16 protein-coding genes are annotated in these 19,509 nt (G+C 39.9%); all 16 read right to left on the bottom strand.

What is annotated here, in order from left to right:
* Window positions 1–20: 20 nt before the first annotated feature.
* On the bottom strand, window positions 21–3,488 hold the full coding sequence (locus tag JX304_RS09960) for a GBS Bsp-like repeat-containing protein (RefSeq protein WP_205012429.1): 3,468 nt from the start codon (window positions 3,486–3,488) through the stop codon (window positions 21–23).
* 144 nt (window positions 3,489–3,632) lie between these two features.
* On the bottom strand, window positions 3,633–4,685 hold the full coding sequence (locus JX304_RS09955; protein WP_205012428.1) for a sugar transferase: 1,053 nt from the start codon (window positions 4,683–4,685) through the stop codon (window positions 3,633–3,635).
* A 10-nt stretch (window positions 4,686–4,695) separates the two neighbouring features.
* A complete protein-coding gene (locus JX304_RS09950; RefSeq protein WP_205012427.1) occupies window positions 4,696–5,688 on the bottom strand; it encodes a stealth family protein in 993 nt (330 codons plus the stop codon).
* The gene (glf, locus tag JX304_RS09945; RefSeq protein WP_205012426.1) at window positions 5,685–6,785 is read right to left on the bottom strand and encodes a UDP-galactopyranose mutase; all 1,101 of its coding nucleotides are present in this window, start codon (window positions 6,783–6,785) and stop codon (window positions 5,685–5,687) included. The genes JX304_RS09950 and glf overlap by 4 nt, the downstream gene beginning before the upstream one ends.
* Window positions 6,786–6,796: 11 nt before the next feature.
* On the bottom strand, window positions 6,797–8,209 hold the full coding sequence (locus tag JX304_RS09940; protein ID WP_205012425.1) for a flippase: 1,413 nt from the start codon (window positions 8,207–8,209) through the stop codon (window positions 6,797–6,799).
* Between the two features lie 2 nt (window positions 8,210–8,211).
* The gene (locus JX304_RS09935; RefSeq protein WP_205012424.1) at window positions 8,212–9,360 is read right to left on the bottom strand and encodes a polysaccharide polymerase; all 1,149 of its coding nucleotides are present in this window, start codon (window positions 9,358–9,360) and stop codon (window positions 8,212–8,214) included.
* A gap of 33 nt (window positions 9,361–9,393) precedes the next feature.
* On the bottom strand, window positions 9,394–10,464 hold the full coding sequence (locus JX304_RS09930) for a glycosyltransferase family 2 protein (RefSeq protein WP_205012423.1): 1,071 nt from the start codon (window positions 10,462–10,464) through the stop codon (window positions 9,394–9,396).
* On the bottom strand, window positions 10,457–11,428 hold the full coding sequence (locus JX304_RS09925) for a DUF6625 family protein (protein WP_205012422.1): 972 nt from the start codon (window positions 11,426–11,428) through the stop codon (window positions 10,457–10,459). Before JX304_RS09925 ends, JX304_RS09930 begins: the two co-directional genes overlap by 8 nt.
* Complete coding sequence (locus tag JX304_RS09920) at window positions 11,425–12,066, bottom strand: DUF1919 domain-containing protein (protein WP_205012421.1); 642 nt, start codon at window positions 12,064–12,066, stop codon at window positions 11,425–11,427. The genes JX304_RS09925 and JX304_RS09920 overlap by 4 nt, the downstream gene beginning before the upstream one ends.
* Window position 12,067: 1 nt before the next feature.
* Window positions 12,068–13,216, bottom strand: a complete 1,149-nt coding sequence (locus JX304_RS09915; protein ID WP_205012420.1) for a glycosyltransferase family 4 protein — start codon at window positions 13,214–13,216, stop codon at window positions 12,068–12,070.
* Window positions 13,217–13,218: 2 nt separating this feature from the next.
* The gene (cps2T, locus tag JX304_RS09910; protein ID WP_205012419.1) at window positions 13,219–14,391 is read right to left on the bottom strand and encodes a beta 1-4 rhamnosyltransferase Cps2T; all 1,173 of its coding nucleotides are present in this window, start codon (window positions 14,389–14,391) and stop codon (window positions 13,219–13,221) included.
* Window positions 14,392–14,429: 38 nt separating this feature from the next.
* Window positions 14,430–15,806: a sugar transferase gene (locus JX304_RS09905; protein WP_205012418.1), complete on the bottom strand. Its 1,377-nt coding sequence runs from the start codon at window positions 15,804–15,806 to the stop codon at window positions 14,430–14,432.
* Between the two features lie 19 nt (window positions 15,807–15,825).
* A complete protein-coding gene (locus JX304_RS09900; protein ID WP_205012417.1) occupies window positions 15,826–16,518 on the bottom strand; it encodes a tyrosine-protein kinase in 693 nt (230 codons plus the stop codon).
* A gap of 12 nt (window positions 16,519–16,530) precedes the next feature.
* Window positions 16,531–17,226, bottom strand: a complete 696-nt coding sequence (locus tag JX304_RS09895) for a Wzz/FepE/Etk N-terminal domain-containing protein (RefSeq protein ID WP_205012416.1) — start codon at window positions 17,224–17,226, stop codon at window positions 16,531–16,533.
* A 44-nt stretch (window positions 17,227–17,270) separates the two neighbouring features.
* Complete coding sequence (gene cps4B / locus JX304_RS09890) at window positions 17,271–18,002, bottom strand: capsular polysaccharide biosynthesis protein Cps4B (protein ID WP_205012415.1); 732 nt, start codon at window positions 18,000–18,002, stop codon at window positions 17,271–17,273.
* A complete protein-coding gene (locus JX304_RS09885; RefSeq protein WP_205012414.1) occupies window positions 17,999–19,468 on the bottom strand; it encodes an LCP family protein in 1,470 nt (489 codons plus the stop codon). The genes cps4B and JX304_RS09885 overlap by 4 nt, the downstream gene beginning before the upstream one ends.
* Window positions 19,469–19,509 lie beyond the last annotated feature (41 nt).

Here is a 19,509-nt window from a genome sequence, read left to right as displayed (position 1 = left end):
GATTTGGCCTTCTGTTCAGCTTATGCAAAAATAGAGAAGAAAGGTGCTCCGAGCTTGTTATCCATCGGGTCTTTACTCTTAATGGAGTGAAGATAATTGATGGAGTACCAGCCGTTGTTGCCGCTATTATATGGATCGCGTACATAGGTTCTACCATTATCATAGCCATGCAAGACCAACTCATGGGTATAAGGATCGCTAGTAAATTGGCTATTGCCTACCGCAGCAAGCACATGTTTGCCAGCCATGAGGGCTTCTGCAATGCCACTAGCTCCATTAACCAATTGGCTATTTAAGCCCCAGTTACGAGTGGCAGCTACAATCCCATCAGAATCTGTTCCTGCTTCACCTTTGTTAAATGAATCAGTATTGTTGTAGAGATAATCAGCTACTGTTGTTGGCAAAATCGTTCTACCAAGGATATCTGTAAAGGTCATGGCAAGAGAGGTTGGCACACAACCTGACTGATCAACATTGCTCACACCATACCATTTCCCAGCCCAACGAGGATCGCGTTGAGAATAATAGGTTGTTTGTGGATTCACCTTTTGATTCCGTGGAGACAAGGCTGTTTGACCGAGGTTAAAGCCTTCAACTCCTCCATCTTTGTAGTCCACATAGACGTGTGTAGTATAGTTGCCTGCTTCATTACCGTGATAATTGGCAGAGACTGTGATCTCTGTGTGCATACCTGTTGGGGTTGCGGAATACCAGTAGAGATTTTCTTGATGAGCCTTAGACCAAGCTGCGACACGAACATTCTTAATCTGACGACCTTGAGGCGCTTGATCTACAGCTACTGTATAAGTCCCGTTCGTTGCATTGACGTTCTTAATAGAAGCTTGCGTCTTGGTCACGGCATTTCGGAACTCCACATCTGTAGTCGTAGTACCAACACCTACACGAGAACCATCATTTTGGATATAGTAAAGGTGAATATGGTACTTACCAGTAGAATTCTTGTGATCGCTCGCTTTGACAGATACCTTGTAGTCACCGTTCGCTTGGCGAGTTGCTTCGTACCAGCGGAGATCATCCTGTCCGTCCTTATCCGACCAAGTTGGGACTTGCACAGTCCGCACACCTTTAGGACTATAGACATCCTTGATGATGACGTCAAAAGTACCTGTATCCTTGTTGTTATTGACAACCGAAAGGATTCCCGTTGGTTTATCATGCTTAACGGTTACAACTGTTTCAGTAACAAAATGACGGTTGTTATCATTATCAACAATATAAAGGTCTGCACGATAGTTCCCTAGTGAGTTTTTATGATCACTCGCTTTAATCGTCACTCGATAACTACCATCAGATTGACGATTTGCCTTGTGCCATACAAGATCATCCTGTCCATTTTCAAGACTCCATGATGGAACTAAGATTTCCTTTACACCAGTCGGTGCCACCACATTACGAATAACCGCATCAAAACTACCAGTAGAAACATTATTGTTTTCGATTGTTAATGAAGCAGTTGGGCGCGATTGACGAACGTCAACTACTTTTTCGGTCAGATAAAAACGATTATTTGAATCATCTACAATGTAGGCATCAGCACGGTAATTTCCAGTTGAATCCTTATGATCTGTTGCTTTGATAGTCACACGATAAGAACCATCTGCTTGACGCGTTGCCTTGTGCCAAATGAGGTCATCTTGGCCACCCACTAAACTCCATGATGGAACTAGAACTTCTTTTAAACCAGTCGGTGCAACAATATTACTAACAACCGCATCAAAGGTACCTGCTACTGGGTTATTGTTTTCAATCGTCAGAACACCACTTGGTCGAACGTAATCAACCGAAACTACTTTTTCAGCAATATAATAACGATTGTTAGAGTTGTCGACGATATAAGCATCGGCACGATAGTTTCCTTTATTGCCCTTATGCTCACTTGCCTTAATCGTTACGCGATAGCTACCATCAGTTTGCTTAGTTGCCTTGTGCCAGATAAGATCATCTTGGCCATTTTCTAGACTCCATGATGGGACTAAAACTTCCTTGACACCTAGTGGCGCTGTGATATTAGTGATCACAGCGTCGAAAGTTCCTGATTTATCATTATTGTTTTCAATAGTAAAACTTGCTTTAGGTTTTAACTGCTCAGGTGTCTTACCAATGAATACTTGAGTCGTCGTTCCACCAACTCCTGTCAATTGTCCGTTGTTCTGTACATAGTATAGATGGACATTATATAGACCAGTTGAGTTTTTATGATCCGATGCTTTTACATTGACGGTATAGGTCCCATTTGCCTGACGATTCGCTGTATACCAAATAAGGTCATCTTGTCCATTAATTTCTGACCAAATTGGTACCGAAACAGTTTGAACTCCGTTAGGGGCTTTAACATTTGAGATGACAACGTCAAATCGTCCCGCCATGGTGTCGTTATTGACAATGTTGATCGTTCCACTTAAGTTTCCTACTGTTGGATCAGCTGCTGGTTTTGCATTTGCTGTAAAACGTCCTGTATAGTCTACACTATGGTCAAAGAGATGTTTCCCTGGAAGCAATTCTGCTTGGGAAGAGAATTGCCATGCCCCTGCTTTTCCGTTGTAACGCAAACTCTTAGCATCTTCAACAGATAATTTCGGAGCAGGATATTGGGCTACCCAAAAATTTTGAAGGCCAAATTGAGCGGTGTTGACAGGACCTTTCTTGCGAAGATTGTTTTCATCCAACCAGCTAGCACTAGTGTAAAACATCAAATTATTGTAGCCGTTTTTGCGCATTTCATCCACCCAAGCTTGGGTGTTGCGGTTAATGTTTGGCTGCATCTTGGCATCCTCAAAGTCATTGACCATGAGGGTGTTCTTTGGCAAACTCAAACGTTGTGCAGCTGCAATATAGAATCGAGCTTCCGCACGCGCTGATTCTTCAGAAGTGTAACGTGAAAAGTGATAAGTCGATACTTGAAGCCCTGCTGCTTGTGCATTACGAATTTGGTTCTCCGCATTTGGGTTATTGTACCATGTATCTTCTGTCAATTTGACAACGACACCGCCCACGCCTTTATTGGCCAGTGTACGGTATTCTGCAATACTAATATTGCCGTTGTGACTACTCACATCGACAAATGATTTTGGCTGAACGGCTACATCTGTTGAGCGACCAGCAGGAGCGTGAGTGCCTGTGTTAAAGAAGGTCGTGCTACCTGTATCAGACGGAAGAGGAGTTTCTTCTTTCTCAGTAGTCGATGCTTCTGCAGCTTTCTCTACAGATGAAGTCCCACTTTCTGAAGCCGTAGTCTTGCTTGCGGGTACCACAGCTGGTTCGGTCACATTTGCTGGTGCTGCGTAGTTGCTTGCGACTGCTGCTACAGTCTTTTGAGCAACGGCTACTTCTGGCGCTTTTTCAGCTTGAACTTGGTTGCCCTCAGTAGTAGCCTCATTTGAAGCCAGCTCATCTGCACTGACTCCCTGAGCAGATACAGCCATCAAGACTGCCGCTCCGGCATAAAAAATAAGATCTTTCTTTTTCATATAAACTTCCCTTTATACAAATTTTATACGTTAATCATTTTACCACACGATTTCAGCGATGAAAAGTTTTATAAGGCAAATTTTTAAAATTAGTGATATTTTTTGAAAAACTAAAAAAAGAAGTCCATCTGACTTCTTTTGATCTTATGCTAATTGATTTAAGGCCGTCTTTAAGTAGTGACCCTCTCGGATTTCCTGACCGACACGCTTGGCATTGTTCACCAAGTCTTGGTAATCGACATCTGAAAGATTATCGATTGCCTCCTTCAAGTCATGAAGAGACTCTACTGCAATCCCGCAACCCTTCTCAAGCACAAAATGTGACAAGGCTGACTGTTTCCACACCACAAGCGGGAAGCCTGATGCTAGATAAAGCGACGCCTTGTGGGAGTTGTTGTAACGGAGGTATTCTCCAAAAAAGCCACTACAGGTCTCAACACTATCTCCATCCCAGACCAGACCAAAACCACCCTCAAGGGCTGCAGGAAGCTCATCTGGTAGGAAGGAACCAAAGTAGGTTTCATTTGCAAGTGCTCTACTCTCATCAAAACCAACACCATAGAGGTTATAAGCCGGTGCTTCTGGAAGAGTATAAAGATAACCAGCTTTTTCCTGGGCCAAATTACCTGCCACAATGATTGGTTGGTCTTTTGTCAGTCCACTTTTTTCTTGGAAATTTGGAATCAAATAATCAAAAATTCCAAGACTCACAATCTTATCTTCCGCCACTCCTTTATCCACCAAAACTGACTTCATAATAGGATTGTGGGCGATGAGGCCAGTTACACTATAAAATGTATCACCTTCCGTTAATTTCATCCGTAACTTCATTCTAAATGGTAGAGTCTTGTCATTTACAAAACGCAAGGTTTCTAGATCGTGAATCAGAAGATAGGTGTTAACACCTCTATTTTTAAGAGATTTTAGTAGACTGTTAATAAATAAAGAATGATGTAACAAGGGAAATTGTATCACAATATCATCATTTTTCTTTAAGCGTTTGAAGGCTCTCAAAAGTGCTCTATATTTGTGAATCTGAGCATTAAGAACATTCATTTTATACCAGTCATCTACCCTAACTTTTAAGGGGGCATAACCTAGTCTATTAAAGATCACTTCAACATCATTACGTGCCTTATTCCCGGCATTTTTCACATTATGATCGTGTAAAAATTCTTCTTTTAAATAGTATTTCATCTCTTATTTCTCATTTTTCAAAAGCTGATTTTTTAGGATAGCGTTCTTGTATGATTTCTTTAAAATGAACGAGATTTTCTTCCTTAAGGTCACTATCATCATTCACACAAAGCAGTTTTTTATGTTTATCTTCAAAGATTTTATCAAGTTTATCCACTTGATTTAAACCAATTGTCTCTCCAAAATTCTTTGACATCGGATAAAACTGGTTACTTTCAATTTGCCAGAGAGAACAGATGTATTGATTGACATCTACCCCATAATTTCTAATCTTATTTCTGGAGGTTCTATCCAAAATTTCTCCCTCAATTTCCCATAAATGTGCCAAGGTACTCTTTTTCATCGGAACAGGTAAATGCTGGTTCACGTATCCCGTCGGCCCCCATGGCAAGAGTAACAAGTTTTTCAAAATCAAAGATCCATAACGGTAATTAAAGAATTTCCAAGGTGAAGATTTTAAAGCCTTCTTATTAGGAAAATGGCGATAAATCAACTCAACATTATTGTGATAAGTATTTGTAAATGGTGACCAAGGAACCAAAGCATCGTATACTGCTAAAAGTTTCGGTTGCCCATTTTTATAAAAATCCGAAGGCTGACTGTCTCTGATTAAGTACATATCATCATTAAAATAAAGAAAGTTTTCCGACAAGCCTTCAATCCGATGGAGGTTAAGCTCAATAGCCGCTGAATTATAAGTAGGTAGATACTCTTTAGGGATAAATTCCTTATGAGTGACCAACTTGAGTTGTGGATGCTCCAAGTTCAACCATTCCGGTTTTTGCCCATTGGTGACTAAATAAATATGATTTACCCAAGGAGCATGCTTTTCAATCATTCGAAACCAATAATTAAAAATGCCGTAATCACGATAACGTTGCTCACCATCGATTTCCTGGTCTATTTCTGCTATTTGACCTGTCACGGCTTGTTTCTCACGGATAAACTCCGGGTCACTTCCGTCAACCCAAAGAACCACGATATCAATTTTTTCTTCTGTCATTTATTAAATTCTTTCTCAACGACTTCTAGAGCACGCTCAATGACCACGTGCATATCGTAATATTTATAGTCTGCTAGGCGTCCACAGAAGATAACCTTGTCATTTTTAGCGGCTTCTTCTTGGTACTTTGCAAACATGGCGTTGTTCTTTTCATCATTGATGGGGTAGTATGGTTCATCGCCTCGTTTCCAGTCAGCTGGGTATTCACGTGTGATAACTGTCTTAGGTTGTGTACCATACTCGAAGTGCTTATGCTCAATGATCCGAGTATAAGGGATCTCACGCTCTGTATAGTTGACCACGGCATTTCCTTGATGATTTTCTTCATCCAAGACTTCGTGTTCAAAACGAAGACTGCGGTACTCTAACTCCCCATGTTTGTAGTCAAAGTACTGGTCAATCATCCCTGTAAAGACCACTTTTTCAGCAGAACTTTCCAGTTCTTCACGATTGGCGAAGAAATCTACCCCAAGTTCTACCTCTACATCACCCAGCATGTTTTCAATGATGACATTGTAACCACCAATTGGAATCCCTTGGTAACGGTCATTAAAGTAGTTATTATCAAAGGTCAAACGAACTGGGAGGCGCTTAATGATGAAAGGAGGCAGATCTGTTGCAGAACGTCCCCATTGCTTCTCCGTATAGCCCTTGATCAACTTTTCATAGATATCTGGACCAATCAGCTTGATGGCCTGTTCTTCAAGGTTCTTGGGCTTAACATCCTTCATGTCAGCCGTTTGCTGGGCGATCTTATCCTTGACCTCTTGTGGTGTCTTGGTCCCCCACATGGCATAAAAGGTATTCATGTTGAAGGGAAGATTGTAGAGGCTACCCTTGTAATTCGCCACTGGTGAATTGATATAGTTATTAAACTCAGCGAACTGGTTGACATAATCCCAAACCTTTTTGTTTGAGGTATGGAAAATGTGGGCACCGTACTTGTGAACATTGATTCCTTCAACTTCTTCACAATAGATATTCCCACCGATGTGATCCCGCTTGTCAATCACTTTTACTTTTTTACCACGTTTTGTAGCTTCATGTGCGAAGATTGCTCCAGACAAACCTGCACCAACGATCAGATAATCGTACATAGTTCACTCCATTATTTTTTAAATATTTGTTTTAATTCTTTCACATCTACCACTCTCAGAACTAGGATGGCGATCAGATAAATGATCCCACCAAACACCGCATACACGAGTACATTCAGGGTAGGGGTGAAATGTAGAAAGGGTTTTACAAGTAGCAACAGGCCATACATCATAGCCGATGAGCATACAATTTTTGCCATAGACCCGACAATCGGTACTTCCCTGAGGTAATGACGGGTATAGTACAATTGAATGAACCATACCAGTGACTCTGTCAGAACTGATACAATAGCTGCGCCGATGAAACCAAAGTGAGGCAAGAAAAGCACATTCAACCCAACACTAACAATAGCAGGAATGGTGGTGGATAGCATAAATTCTTTGTTCTTATCGTGCGGGATGAGAATTTGAATCCCCATGATATTGGTCCACCCGATAAAGAACATTCTAAAAATCATGATGGCAATGGCATAACGCGCATCCTGGAAGTCTTTCCCCAAGAAAAATTGAACAAAGTCATCGTTGACAATCAGCATGCCTGCAATGATTGGGAAAATGACCAAATTATAAATCAAAAAGGACATTTGGTGCATCTTGTTAACAGCCTTGTGGTCTCCAGATGACAAGAGGCTTGATACACGGGGCAACATGACACTTCCCAGAGACGTCACCAAGGTCAATAGGATATTGACCAATTTCAAGGCTTGATCATAGATCCCCACATCCTTTGTGGAGGCGAGAGCCCCCAGCATAGTCCGATCCAAGGTGACATAGAGGGAAATAGCAATCTGCGGTAAAAAGAGCAGAATAACCGGTTTTAAATGCACCCGTGCATAGGCCATATCAAAACGGGCTTTCCCAATAAATTCGCGGGCAGGTAACCACATGCTCAGCTGACCTAACAGCTCAAAGATGGTTAGTAAAAATACATAAAGATAAAGATCATTGGCAGACTTAACGAACAAGAAGATGGAGATGACTCCAACTAGCTTGACCGTGATATTCCGAACCGTAATCTTGCGGAAGTCCTCTAAGCCCTGAAAAAGCCAGGAAATATCGAGCCCTTTTGAAACCAAATTGAGTCCCAAAATATAGGCTACAGGATTTTGCATGGATGGAAGTATCAAGCAAAACAAAGCATAAAGGAGGAGAGATACAAATGTCGCACCTAACTGGAGGGTATAGATCCCCCAAAAATTCTTTCGGATATCTTTCCGGTGTCCTGAGATCTCCTTGGTTCCATAATTGGCCACTCCTAGCGTCGCCAAAAGGATAAAGTAGGTGACAATGGAGTTGAAATAGCCATAAGTCCCTAAGTCATTTGAACTAAAGACCCGCGTCACATAAGGAGTAGTAACAATCGGTAGGATAATCACCAGTAGCTGGTAGGAAAGATTATAGGCGTAATTTTTTAAAACTTTCATGTTCATTCAACTCTATCTATCATTTTATTTTGAACTGGTAAAAGGTTGGCAAAAAGTGTGAATATAAAAATATTATATCCTGGTCTTACCCAAAATGCTTCAATCATACAGTTTATTGTAATAAGTGATAATAGAGCTAGAAATAAAAACATTCCTTGTTTATAAAGTCTCTTCGATGCAAGTACATATATCAATACCAGTAATACGACAGGAACAACTCCGTAGTAAAATAACATTTGAATATAAGAGGAATCTACATAGTTATAACTGTATACTGATTCTGTTGTGCCACCATATCCTATAAACTTAACCCCGGTTGCTCCAAACAAATGTAATCCATAGGTCTCTATTGCATTTTTCCCTAAAAATAACCTCATACTGAATAAGTTGTTCAAACTCACAAATAATGAAGAAGACCAGGTAAAGAAATACGATAAGTAAAACATTAAGAAAGAAAATATAGCTGCAAAATAAGGTAGGATCCCATAAATTTTAAATTTTCTTTCTTTAGTAACATACATGACAATAAAAATGACAGTTGCTACAAGTACAGAAAGGGCATTTAACCGAGCATCACAAAATTTGATGATAAAAAATGCTAAACTAATACCTACTAAGGTTCGTAGTATGATAAACCTTTTCCGTAGTACATATCCCCAAGCAATAAATAAATAAAAACAGTGGGACGCAAAGTCAGTTGGATAAATGAAACCAAAGGAATTTCTAATCACAAAGCCAGACGAACGGACCTGAGCAAATTGTAAATTAGGAATAACTCCTAGAATTGAAAGTAAGAAAACTCCCAACACTATCGTTCCTGACACAATAACGTATGTTTTTAAGATAACATCAATATCTGCATCATATAATAACAAAATCAATAATGAATAAAGTAGGAAATTAGTCCCGCCCGTATGCATGAATACGATAGAACTTGTTAGTAGTAATAAAATAGCAGTTAAGATATAAAAGAACGTGAATTTTTTTATATACAAAAATCTAAAACATAATAATAATGATAAACAGATTAATAAAACAACCGGAAGGTTTGGGATTACTCTGTTTAACATTGTTGTCATAAGAGTATCGTACCCAACAATGAGAGTCAATACTAGAATAACCAAAAGGTTCTCAAACTTAATTTTTAACATAATACCTTTTTACTCTTAATAAAATAGCTACACCTATTTAAAAGCAATTTTACGTAAAATCGGATTCATTTTCATTTTTTCAATAAAGATGACTGTCCGAAATTTTTTTTGGGTAAGAAGATCAATACTCAATCTTCTAAGAAAAGAAGAAATATCTCGCTGTCTTAATAAGGTCTTATAAGACCCAATCGTTTGATTCCTATTTCCTGAAAAAATACTATCAAAAGCTTTATTAGTAATAATAGATTGCAGTAATTGTATCTTTTCTTTCCTTCGCACATTTAAATTAGAAATTTGAAAGGCTGCACTTACAATAATTTTTGTCTTAATTTCTTGAATTAATGAGGCATCTTCTATTTGGAACTTTTCAAGTAATTGTTGTAATGCTTGAAGTTCATCTAATTGTATTTCGATTCTTCTAGGATGAAAACTGGTCAATGCTGAACCGCTTCTACCAGCAATATAATTATAAAGAGTCGAGTCAATAAATTGAATGGTATTTAAATGTCGATAAACTTGAAAATTGAATGAAGTGTCTTCTCCTATTGGTTTACTAGGAAACTTAATATCGTGTTTTAAAATAAATGACTTGTTATAGATTCTTGACCAAACATTATACATCATATCCGTTTTGAATAACTCTATAAATTCATTTCTAAATTCATTCTTTCCAAGAAGACCACAATGCGTATACAAATGAGGGCGACAAGACAAAATAGTGTCCTTATTTTCTTTAATTTCATTGTAGCCAAAACAAAGAACATCCCATTTATCATTGAGGGTAGGAAATATTTTTTCAAAGAAATCCTCAGATACGAAGTCGTCTGGATCCATAAAAAATAAATAATTACCCCTTGACAAAGAAATACCTAGGTTCCTAGCTTCTGACACTCCGTTATTTTCAATGTGCCTAACACAAACATTAGAAAAATTATTTTGGTACTCATCGCAAATCACACCGCTATTATCACTTGAACCGTCATCAATTAACACAATTTCATAATTGATCGGTGACGATTGCATAAGTATGGAATCTAGGGCTCTTTTTAAATAACCTTCAACATTAAATACTGGAACAATAATACTCAAATCTATATTATTCATTACTCTTCATCCTTAATTTATGACGAATAAATTCTAGTGTCCATTTTTCTTTTTTAAATTTCTTTAACATTGTTGATTTAACATATTCCCAATAGAATTTATTTCTTGTCACCTCTACTAGCTCTTGCTTAGAAATTTTCTCTCCAATAACTAATTGATTTGGTATAACATAAAATGAATCGACTAGTTTAAAGTCAGGGCATTTAATCATTCTCTTTTGGAAATGTGCGTATAGAGGACGCTTAACCACTATATCACTATCGATTAAATTTATCGATTCCAAACCATTTTCCTCTGACCAAAAATAATAGCGTTTCGGTTCATTTTCGCCATATTCTCGAAATGAGAAATGACTAATATCAATATCATCAAAAAACTTATCTTGCAGTTGTTTGAAATGACATTTTTCAAAAAGCTTTTGGATACCTTCTGCCTCATCAAAAATAAAATTTTGTTCACTAGTATAGACATTGTGATAATCTAATCGATAATATGAACCTTGCCCAGACATAAAAACACGATTAACTTCTCTTAAATTCTTAAAAATTTGAAGATGACCTAAAAGACCATATCTAGCATAGTCATTCTCAAAAAAGCTATGCTCTTCAAGAAATTGATAAATATCACCTAGTAAGACATCTGTGTCACAAAAACCCCAGTAATCATAACCCTTTAATTCTTCTTCAAAGATAAGTCCATAAGCAACTTTATAGTCACATAATTTATAAGGTGTTTTAAGAGAGATTTTAAAATCAAACTTAGACTGAACTTTCTCTCTTAACTCACCAAAAGAAAGGCTTACAAATTCTATATTTTTAGCATTTAAAATGTCAAATTGGTCAACCTTTTGATCCGTATAAATTAAGAAATCAATCTTTTGATTACGTTTGGCGGTCAACAAAAAATAAGGGAAAAATTTTGGAAGTCTTCCGAAATATGGAATAATAAGTCTTATCTTTTTCATTTAGTTAGATCCTCTCCACCCTTATTCAACCAAGTTACAGCATTAAAATAGCGATGGTACGTTTTCAAATCGATGCCAACGTATCCTTGCTTTTCAGCTGACTTAAAATGAACCAAGGAAGGTAAGTCACTATAATTCTTCGAAGAGAAGATCACCTTACTCTTGTATGGAAGTTCTTCAAATTCTTTCATCAACTCATAAGTACAAGCATCATTATCATTGAATTTGAAATATAGATTATCCCAGTGAATGCGTGCCAAACGACGTTGCCATTTCTGAGTTGCTTCTTTTTCATCTGCATAATGCAAAAAATGAAGTTCAATATCATCAAGAAGGGCAAGTGGATAGGCATTATCAAAATCCTCGATATATTTTGATTCCTTAACAAATTTTAAGGGGATATCTCCACTCAAATAATATTTTAAATTCTTGAGCATTTTGATGTAATCAGGTGAAAAGATAAACATCCCTACAAATGGCGTTTGATAAGGTAGTCCCAACTCCTGATAGACTTTCCCAGCCCAACAATTATCACAAATAATCGTGAAATTCTTATTCTTGAGTCTTCGCCGAGGAATAAAGTTAATAATTGGATAGATAAACGGTTTTAATTTGTTCTTAATTGTTTCAGTATTCATCTTAGTATTTCTTATACAACTCCGAGAAATTCCCAATATAACTTTGTAATGAAAAGAGTTCTTTTTGACGTTTGACAGAGGCCATGCCATATTGTTCTCGCTTCTCGGTATTATCCGCTAATTCTTGAATTGCTTTCGACAGTTCTGCAGGCTGATTTGGAGTGGCAAGAAGGCCATTTTCACCTTCTTTCACCATTTCACAAACACCGCCATGACGGTAACCCACTACAGGCTTGCCACAAGCCATGGCTTCTAAAACAACTGTTGGCAGTGGATCTGGATTGGTACTTGGCAAGACAAAGATATCAAACATATTATAGAGTTCTGTCGTCTGGCTATAATAGTCAATTCGCTTGATTTGTCCAGCTACTGGAGAGTCTGAAATAGCTTTTTCCAACTCATCCACGCGCCACTCTTCCCCCTCAAATGCACTACCTGCTAGAAAGGCTACTGCTTTTGGATTGGCTTTTAAGATTGGCGTCACAGCTTCTAGGAAGTCACCTTGCCCTTTCCAAGCATTCACTCGACCAACCATACCGATCACCAAGGCATCCTGCGCAATTCCAAACTGATCACGAACAGCGCTAGCATCCATCACCTGATAGACGGCATTGTCGACCCCATTATAAATCACTTGAACTTGTTCATTTTTTACAAAGCGAGACTGTTTGACGTGGTTGGCTACAGCATTTGAAACTGTCACAATCGTATCCGCATAGCGCCCCATCAAAAAGTTGATAAAGTCTGAAATGGCTTTTGGTTTGACGATGATTTCATGGACATGCCAAATCAAAGGCAGTTTCAACTTACGTTTTAGGTAGATTCCTTCAAGCACCGCCGTCGTATTGTTGTGAATGAGGGTAATCCCGTTCTCTTTGGCATACTTGGCAATTTGTTTAGAATATCGGTTATAAGAGCCAAAGTACTCAAGAATTCCCTTGGGATTAAAATATTTCCGGCGTAAGATTGGATAATCGATCACTTTTACTTTAGCACCGACCTCTTCCAATGCACCAACTAAGACACCATCATTGGGTAAGATAACGTGTGCCTCAAAAGCATCTTTATCCAAACCTTTAATCAGCTCCAACAATACCTTGTCAGCGCCATACATTTCGGCACCCGCATGGAGATATAAAATTTTCTGCATGATTAACCTTTAAATACTTTCTCGTAGTCTGTAACAATCTTTTCCCAAGTGAAAGCTTGAGCAATCCGCTTACTTGATTTTTGATTGAGAACTTCGATTGCTTGATCATCCAATTGTTCAGCCTGATCAATGACATGTGCCAATTGGTCTTTCTTCCAATAAAGCGCCCCCTCTTCACCGACTTCCCGGTTAAAACCAACATCTAACAAGAGGTTGAGTTTAGTAGACTCGAGCGCCTCAAGAAGGGACGGATTAGTCCCACCTACCTCATGACCATGGAAATAAGCGAATGCATGTTCACGAATGTATTTGAGCAATTCTTGATCATAGACAGTCCCTACAAACTTCACTCTAGGATCTTGATCAAATCCAGTATCTTTACGCAACTGTTCATAGAACTTGTTTTGTTCCACATTGGTAATCAGGACAAAATCTTTTTTGGAATTGGACTGCATAAAACCACGAATCATGGCCTCATAGTTATTTTCAGGGACAAAACGTCCCACGACAAGATAGTAATCTCCTTCGGAGACTTGCTTGTCCGCATACCAGGTCCGTACCTTCTCGTCTTCTTTACTCAGGAGAGACTTGCTTGTATCCGTTCCATAGGCGATATAGGTCGTTTGCGGCTGATGCTTAGCGTAATCCTTCTGAATATAAGCTTCGATGTTCTTGCTATCACAGATTAACAGATCAGCATGTTTAACCATGAGTTGCTCAGAAAACTTCCAATACTTGCGGACTGGAAGGCTCCATTTCGCACGAAGCCATTCATGACCATCTGGATTGACCATGAGGGTCCCACCGATGGCTTTGATTTTCTTTTTAATTTTTGAGATAAAAGGACCAATCCGGCAAGCCAAGACATAAAAGATCGGAGCTTGATCTTTATTTTCTTTAGCCATTTCAATAGCCTTATTGAGAGCTGCGATATCATAAGCAATGGCACGCGCAGGACCGATATTAGGGACATCAATGTTGTAACAGATTGCGCCGTTATGCTCGAAAGTATCTGCAGTAATTCCTGATTTTGCTGAATTCTCCCGCATACAAGCTACATAATACTGGATATCTTTGTCTTGTTGGAATTCTGTCAACTTCTCAACAAAGGTCTCAAAACCACCATATTTTGCTGGAATACCTTTGGATCCAACGATATAAATTGATTGTGTCATTTTTCTCCTAACATGGAAAGGACGAAGTAGGGATTTCCCTACTTCGCTCCTTCTTTTCTAAGTACAACCTTCACGGTCTTGAGCAAGATCTGAATATCTCTCCAGATCGTCCAACCATCCATATAAGCCACATCGAGTTTGACAACCTCGTCAAAGTCCGTAATCTCACTGCGTCCACTCACCTGCCAAAGGCCCGTAATCCCCGGCTTGAAGCTGAGGCGACGTTTTTGGTCTGGCGTATACTCTTGGTATTCGTCGACCGTTGGGGGACGAGTCCCGACCAGACTCATATCACCGATCAGAACATTGTAAAATTGGGGCAATTCATCGAGACTGGTCTTACGGATAAAACGTCCAATCGGCGTTACCCGCGGATCATTTTCCATCTTGAACATGCCACCTGTCATGGTATTTTGTGACATCAAATCTTTTTTGATCTCTTCGGCATCGACACGCATGGAGCGGAATTTGTAAAAATTGAAATAGCGTCCGTTCTTACCGACTCGTTTTTGCACAAAGAAGGCAGGTCCGCCATCCTTGCGGATCAGAGGAACCAAGACAATACTTACGAGGCCACAAATCAAGAGACCAAAGAGGGCTCCTACAATGTCTAAGAGTCGTTTGGCAAAGACGTGACTCGGCTTGTAAAAATTGGTAGAGAAGGTAACGACGCTTAGTCCTCCAATTTCTTGCACTCTTTTATTCCCTAAAGGGGCAAAATTGAAGGCATTGAGATTGACCGACACATCAATCCCCATATTCTCAAACTCCGAAACCAATTCACTGATATTGTAATCTTCACTTGGAAGATTAATAAATACTTCGTCCACTACTTCCTTCGTAACGAAGGCCAACATTTGATCTGGCTGAATGACACGCACACCTGCATGATCAAATGTCGTATCATCCATGACAGTGACACCGATTAGTTCTCCATGATAGAGGTTGGGTGAATGCAGAATATCAAATACCTTTTCCATCCGACTAGTCGCTGTGATCAAAAAGATCTTTCTCGAACTTTTCCGTCGCGGTGAAACAGACTTCCGGTATTTCTTGAGCAAGAGATCCATAATATAGACAGAAAACGTATTAAAAAGAAAGAAGTAGATCATCCCCCGACGAGAGATGGAAAAGACCCCATCGAGCATAAAAGAGGTAAAGGTGATCCCAACAGCGAAAAACACATTGTATTTCAAGACCTGAAAGAGCTCATCCAGGTAACCCCTGCTATAAAAACGATAGGCAATATTGCTAATGTAAAAGGATACAAAATGTAAGAGATAGAGAATGGCGATCGTCTGAGACGTGTATTCAGCATCCTTAAAAAGACTTACAATGTAAGCCGAAAACAGGGCAGCCAAACTTTGAAAGAGAACAATATTTAATTTTTCCAGTTCGATTCTTTCTTCTCCCATTTTCCCTCAATCCTATTCTTTACTTTTTCCCGTACTCCCCGTAGGATCCGTATCCACCATACGAACCATACTCAGCAGCTTTAATGTTAAATTTATTGAGCACTACTCCCAAGAAAGGGGTGCCTGTTTGTTCTAATTGCTCCTTAGCCTTTTGGACCGCCTTGCGTCCATTGGCCCCAGATTCTGTGATCAAGACAGTTCCATCACAGCGTTGGGCGATAATCGCCGCATCGATCACGACCCCGATTGGAGGCGTATCGACAATGATGTAGTCAAAATGCTCACGCAAGGCATCCATCATCACAGTGAAGTTCTTACTTTGCAAGAGACCCGTTGGGTTTGGCGCCACCTGTCCAGACTCGATGATATCCAAGTTTGGAAAATCAGTCGCATACATGATTTGGTCCAATTGGCTACGACCAGATAAGAAGTCGGTCAAGCCTTGGATCTTAGTACGGCTACGGAAAATCCCTGTCATGACAGAGTTCCGGATATCACAGTCGACCAAAAGGGTCTTGTAACCCGCACGCGCAAAGGCAACGGCCAAGTTGGTTGAAGTGGTTGATTTCCCTTCGTTTTCTTGAACAGATGAGATGGTGATGACTTTCAAGTCCACCCCACTCAATTGGATATTCGTCGCAAGGGCATTGAAGTACTCTTCTGCCTTCCGAATTTCTTGTAATTTGTTTTTTGAAATTTCTAACGTATTCATGCGATCCCCAGTCTACAGTTTCTTAATATCTGGCACAATACCAAGTAAGGTTAGGCCCATCAACTCTTCGATATCTTCTGGTCTCTTGACACGATCGTCCAAGACCTCTACTACGACCATAAGAACCACCATCAAGCCAGCACCAGCAATAAAGCCAAGAAGGACATTGCGTCGGATATTTGGTGAAGAAGGTGATTGAGGTACTTCTGCTTCATCCAAGGTCGTAACATCTGACACCTTGGTCACAGAGATGATCTTTTCAGCTGCTACATTTCGAAGGCCATTGGCAATGCGGGCCGCTTCTTTTGGATCTCCATCCTTAGCCGTGATCGAAAGAATACGAGTATCTGTTGGAACAGACACACTGATCTTTTTCGACAACTCAGCAGGTGTCATATCAAGTTTCAATTCTTCAATGGCTTGCGTCAAAACATTTTGAGAAAGAATGATCTCACGGTAGTCCTTAACCAAGTAAGAACCCGCCTGCAAATCAGAGTTTGTCAAGGCATTGTTGTCTTGGTTTTGGCGACTGACCACGTAGATCCGGCTAGTACTTTGGTATTCTTTCTTAGCTAAAAAGGCACTGTAGCCAAATGCAGCAATGGCAAAAACCAGAGCGACCAAAATGATTGAAAACTTGCGTTTCCATAGGGTCTTTAGCATAGCGAAAACATCAATTTCCACTGCTTGATTTTCTTGATTGTTCATTTCCTAATTACTCCTTCATGTGGATCTCTCCACCTGTTTCCTGGTTAGATTAATTCATCTGCTAACAAGAGCTGTTGATGGTTGACAAAGAGGTCTTTTGCCCGTTTTTCGCCGTATTCTTCCTTGATCAAGCGATAAGCTTCTGCCATATAGGGTGGTCGTTTATCTAGATTGTGCATATCACTGGCTACAAAATGTACCAAATCTTTTTCTAAGAAATAGCGAGCCCGTTTTTTGAGGCGTTTTTGCTCATCTCCAAAGAGGCGAGGCTTGAGAACACTGGAACTATTGATCTGCATGTAGCAGCCCATGTCAATCATCTCTTGCACGCGCTCCTCATTTTTCTCCAAACAATTGTAGCGTTCAATATGGGCTACCACCGGCGTAATACCGAGATGAAGCAGGCGATCCAAGGCTGTGTGGATTTCTTTATAGGGCGTTCCCATGCTGAATTCAATCAGAGCAAAGCGCGTATCTGCCAGACTGGGAATGATCTTTTCTTCTAGTTTTTTTAAGACATCATTGGTAAAGTAGATCTCTGCCCCGTAATGAATCGTTAAATCTGGCGCTACCTCTGCCGCGATTTTTTTCACTTCTTGAAAATTTTCTGAAATTTTTTCCTCAGGGGTTTCAAACATACCCTTGCGGCGATGCGAAGTAGAGATGATGGTCCGCACCCCTTGACGATAACTTTCTGTCAAGAGAGCACGCGTATCTTCTCTGGTTTTGGGTCCATCATCCACATCGAAGACGATGTGTGAGTGGATATCAATCATTTTTCTTTTCCTTCCATAACTTTTTGGATGGTTTCCTTGGCCTTGGTCAAGCTGGCTTGATCCAACTCCATGACATAGAGGTTGTAACCAGGCATAGCATAAGACGGCAAGTCATTTCGTCCTTGACCAGTGATCGCTTGTGAAGTCACCTCATAAGAACCACCCGTTTCTAGCTGGGTATTGATCAAGTTCATCATAGTTGGCAACTGCATATTGGTTTGGACGGAATCTTGGAGGTTTCCGATAATCTCATTGTAGTTGCTTAAGACCTTGGTAGAGGTCAACTTTTTGATAATGGCCGCAATGACTTTTTCTTGGTTTTTTCCACGGTCATTGTCACCACCTTGAAGAGAATAACGTTCCCGAACAAAGCCAAGTGCTTGCTCTGAGTTTAAATGTACCTTTCCGACTGGGAAATGGAACTTGCCATGAAGACTCGTAAATTCTTGGTCGTTTTCCACATCGATTCCCCCTAGAAGGTCAATCAACTTGAGGAAAGACGTGAAATTAAGGCGAACATAGTAGTTGAGCTTGATGTCATAGAGATTCTCAAGAGTATGAATGGATGCATCCACACCGTAGATCCCTGCATGGGTCAACTTATCATTTTGGTTGTTACCACCATCTGCAATCGGTACATAGGCATCCCGCGGCGTCGTGGTCAACAAGACTTGCTTGGTCTTCCGATTAACGGTCATGATGATATTGACATCTGATCGAGAAACTGAAGTGACCGGGCCATAGGTATCAATCCCACTGACATAGATGTTAAAGACATCTGCATTGGCAGACACTTTGCTGGTTGCTGCTACTTCTTTTCGAATTTTATAAGAATAAATTTTCTTTAATTTTTTCGCATAGTCAGCATCTTCAGCAGCAATGGTATCCTCAAAGGTGCTGTTAAGCACAATCGCTGAGGCATTTCCCTCTTGCAAGCTCTTATAGGCATCGAGATAGGTTGGGGTATCTACTACAGAGATATCCTGACCCTTCGTCTTTTTGATATTGTCTAAGAGAGCCGTGAGGTTGGCTTCGTTGTTGTTGCCCTTGGGCGCCGTAACTTCTTTAATCTCTTTGATATCTTTGATGTCACTATCTTTCTTGACATAGACAGCCATCTCAAACTCTGTATAGTTAGAATGGCCATTGACATTACTCGTCAGATTTAGCAGCTGTTGACTAGCAAACAAAACTCCTGAACTAGCCAATAAGCCGACAAGAAGCAGGACCAAAGTTGTCTTTTTGGCCTGATTTTTGATCACAAACCAAGCTGACAAGAGCAAGAGAAGAGCTAGTAGTACCATCACGAGAACATTAACATAGCGAAAAGCCAGGATGTTATTGGCCAACATGGTATAGGTCGCCCAACTTGCGGTTATAAGCAAAAAAATAAGCAATACGGAATTAACGATTCGCAATTGCCCCCACTTATGTTCTGAACGACGACTCCGTCTCCTTTGTGACATAAATACCTCCAATTAGTCCTAATCATATTTATTGTAACATA

Origin of the sequence: Streptococcus parasanguinis (assembly GCF_901875555.1) — a bacterium.
Classification (GTDB): Bacteria; Bacillota; Bacilli; order Lactobacillales; family Streptococcaceae; genus Streptococcus; species Streptococcus parasanguinis_H.
Note: the sequence above shows the minus strand (reverse complement) of the source record. Positions and strands in the feature narration are given on the sequence as shown.

What these genes read in the sequence shown, in the direction of transcription:
- JX304_RS09950 (WP_205012427.1), bottom strand. Translation starts at nt 5,688, where the DNA reads ATGACAGAAGAAAAAATTGATATCGTGGTTCTTTGGGTTGACGGAAGT.
- JX304_RS09925 (WP_205012422.1), bottom strand. Translation starts at nt 11,428, where the DNA reads ATGAAAAAGATAAGACTTATTATTCCATATTTCGGAAGACTTCCAAAA.
- JX304_RS09905 (WP_205012418.1), bottom strand. Translation starts at nt 15,806, where the DNA reads ATGGGAGAAGAAAGAATCGAACTGGAAAAATTAAATATTGTTCTCTTT.
- JX304_RS09920 (WP_205012421.1), bottom strand. Translation starts at nt 12,066, where the DNA reads ATGAATACTGAAACAATTAAGAACAAATTAAAACCGTTTATCTATCCA.
- JX304_RS09955 (WP_205012428.1), bottom strand. Translation starts at nt 4,685, where the DNA reads ATGAAATACTATTTAAAAGAAGAATTTTTACACGATCATAATGTGAAA.
- cps4B (WP_205012415.1), bottom strand. Translation starts at nt 18,002, where the DNA reads ATGATTGATATCCACTCACACATCGTCTTCGATGTGGATGATGGACCC.
- JX304_RS09885 (WP_205012414.1), bottom strand. Translation starts at nt 19,468, where the DNA reads ATGTCACAAAGGAGACGGAGTCGTCGTTCAGAACATAAGTGGGGGCAA.
- JX304_RS09915 (WP_205012420.1), bottom strand. Translation starts at nt 13,216, where the DNA reads ATGCAGAAAATTTTATATCTCCATGCGGGTGCCGAAATGTATGGCGCT.
- JX304_RS09930 (WP_205012423.1), bottom strand. Translation starts at nt 10,464, where the DNA reads ATGAATAATATAGATTTGAGTATTATTGTTCCAGTATTTAATGTTGAA.
- JX304_RS09900 (WP_205012417.1), bottom strand. Translation starts at nt 16,518, where the DNA reads ATGAATACGTTAGAAATTTCAAAAAACAAATTACAAGAAATTCGGAAG.
- glf (WP_205012426.1), bottom strand. Translation starts at nt 6,785, where the DNA reads ATGTACGATTATCTGATCGTTGGTGCAGGTTTGTCTGGAGCAATCTTC.
- JX304_RS09960 (WP_205012429.1), bottom strand. Translation starts at nt 3,488, where the DNA reads ATGAAAAAGAAAGATCTTATTTTTTATGCCGGAGCGGCAGTCTTGATG.
- JX304_RS09895 (WP_205012416.1), bottom strand. Translation starts at nt 17,226, where the DNA reads ATGAACAATCAAGAAAATCAAGCAGTGGAAATTGATGTTTTCGCTATG.
- JX304_RS09940 (WP_205012425.1), bottom strand. Translation starts at nt 8,209, where the DNA reads ATGAAAGTTTTAAAAAATTACGCCTATAATCTTTCCTACCAGCTACTG.
- cps2T (WP_205012419.1), bottom strand. Translation starts at nt 14,391, where the DNA reads ATGACACAATCAATTTATATCGTTGGATCCAAAGGTATTCCAGCAAAA.
- JX304_RS09935 (WP_205012424.1), bottom strand. Translation starts at nt 9,360, where the DNA reads ATGTTAAAAATTAAGTTTGAGAACCTTTTGGTTATTCTAGTATTGACT.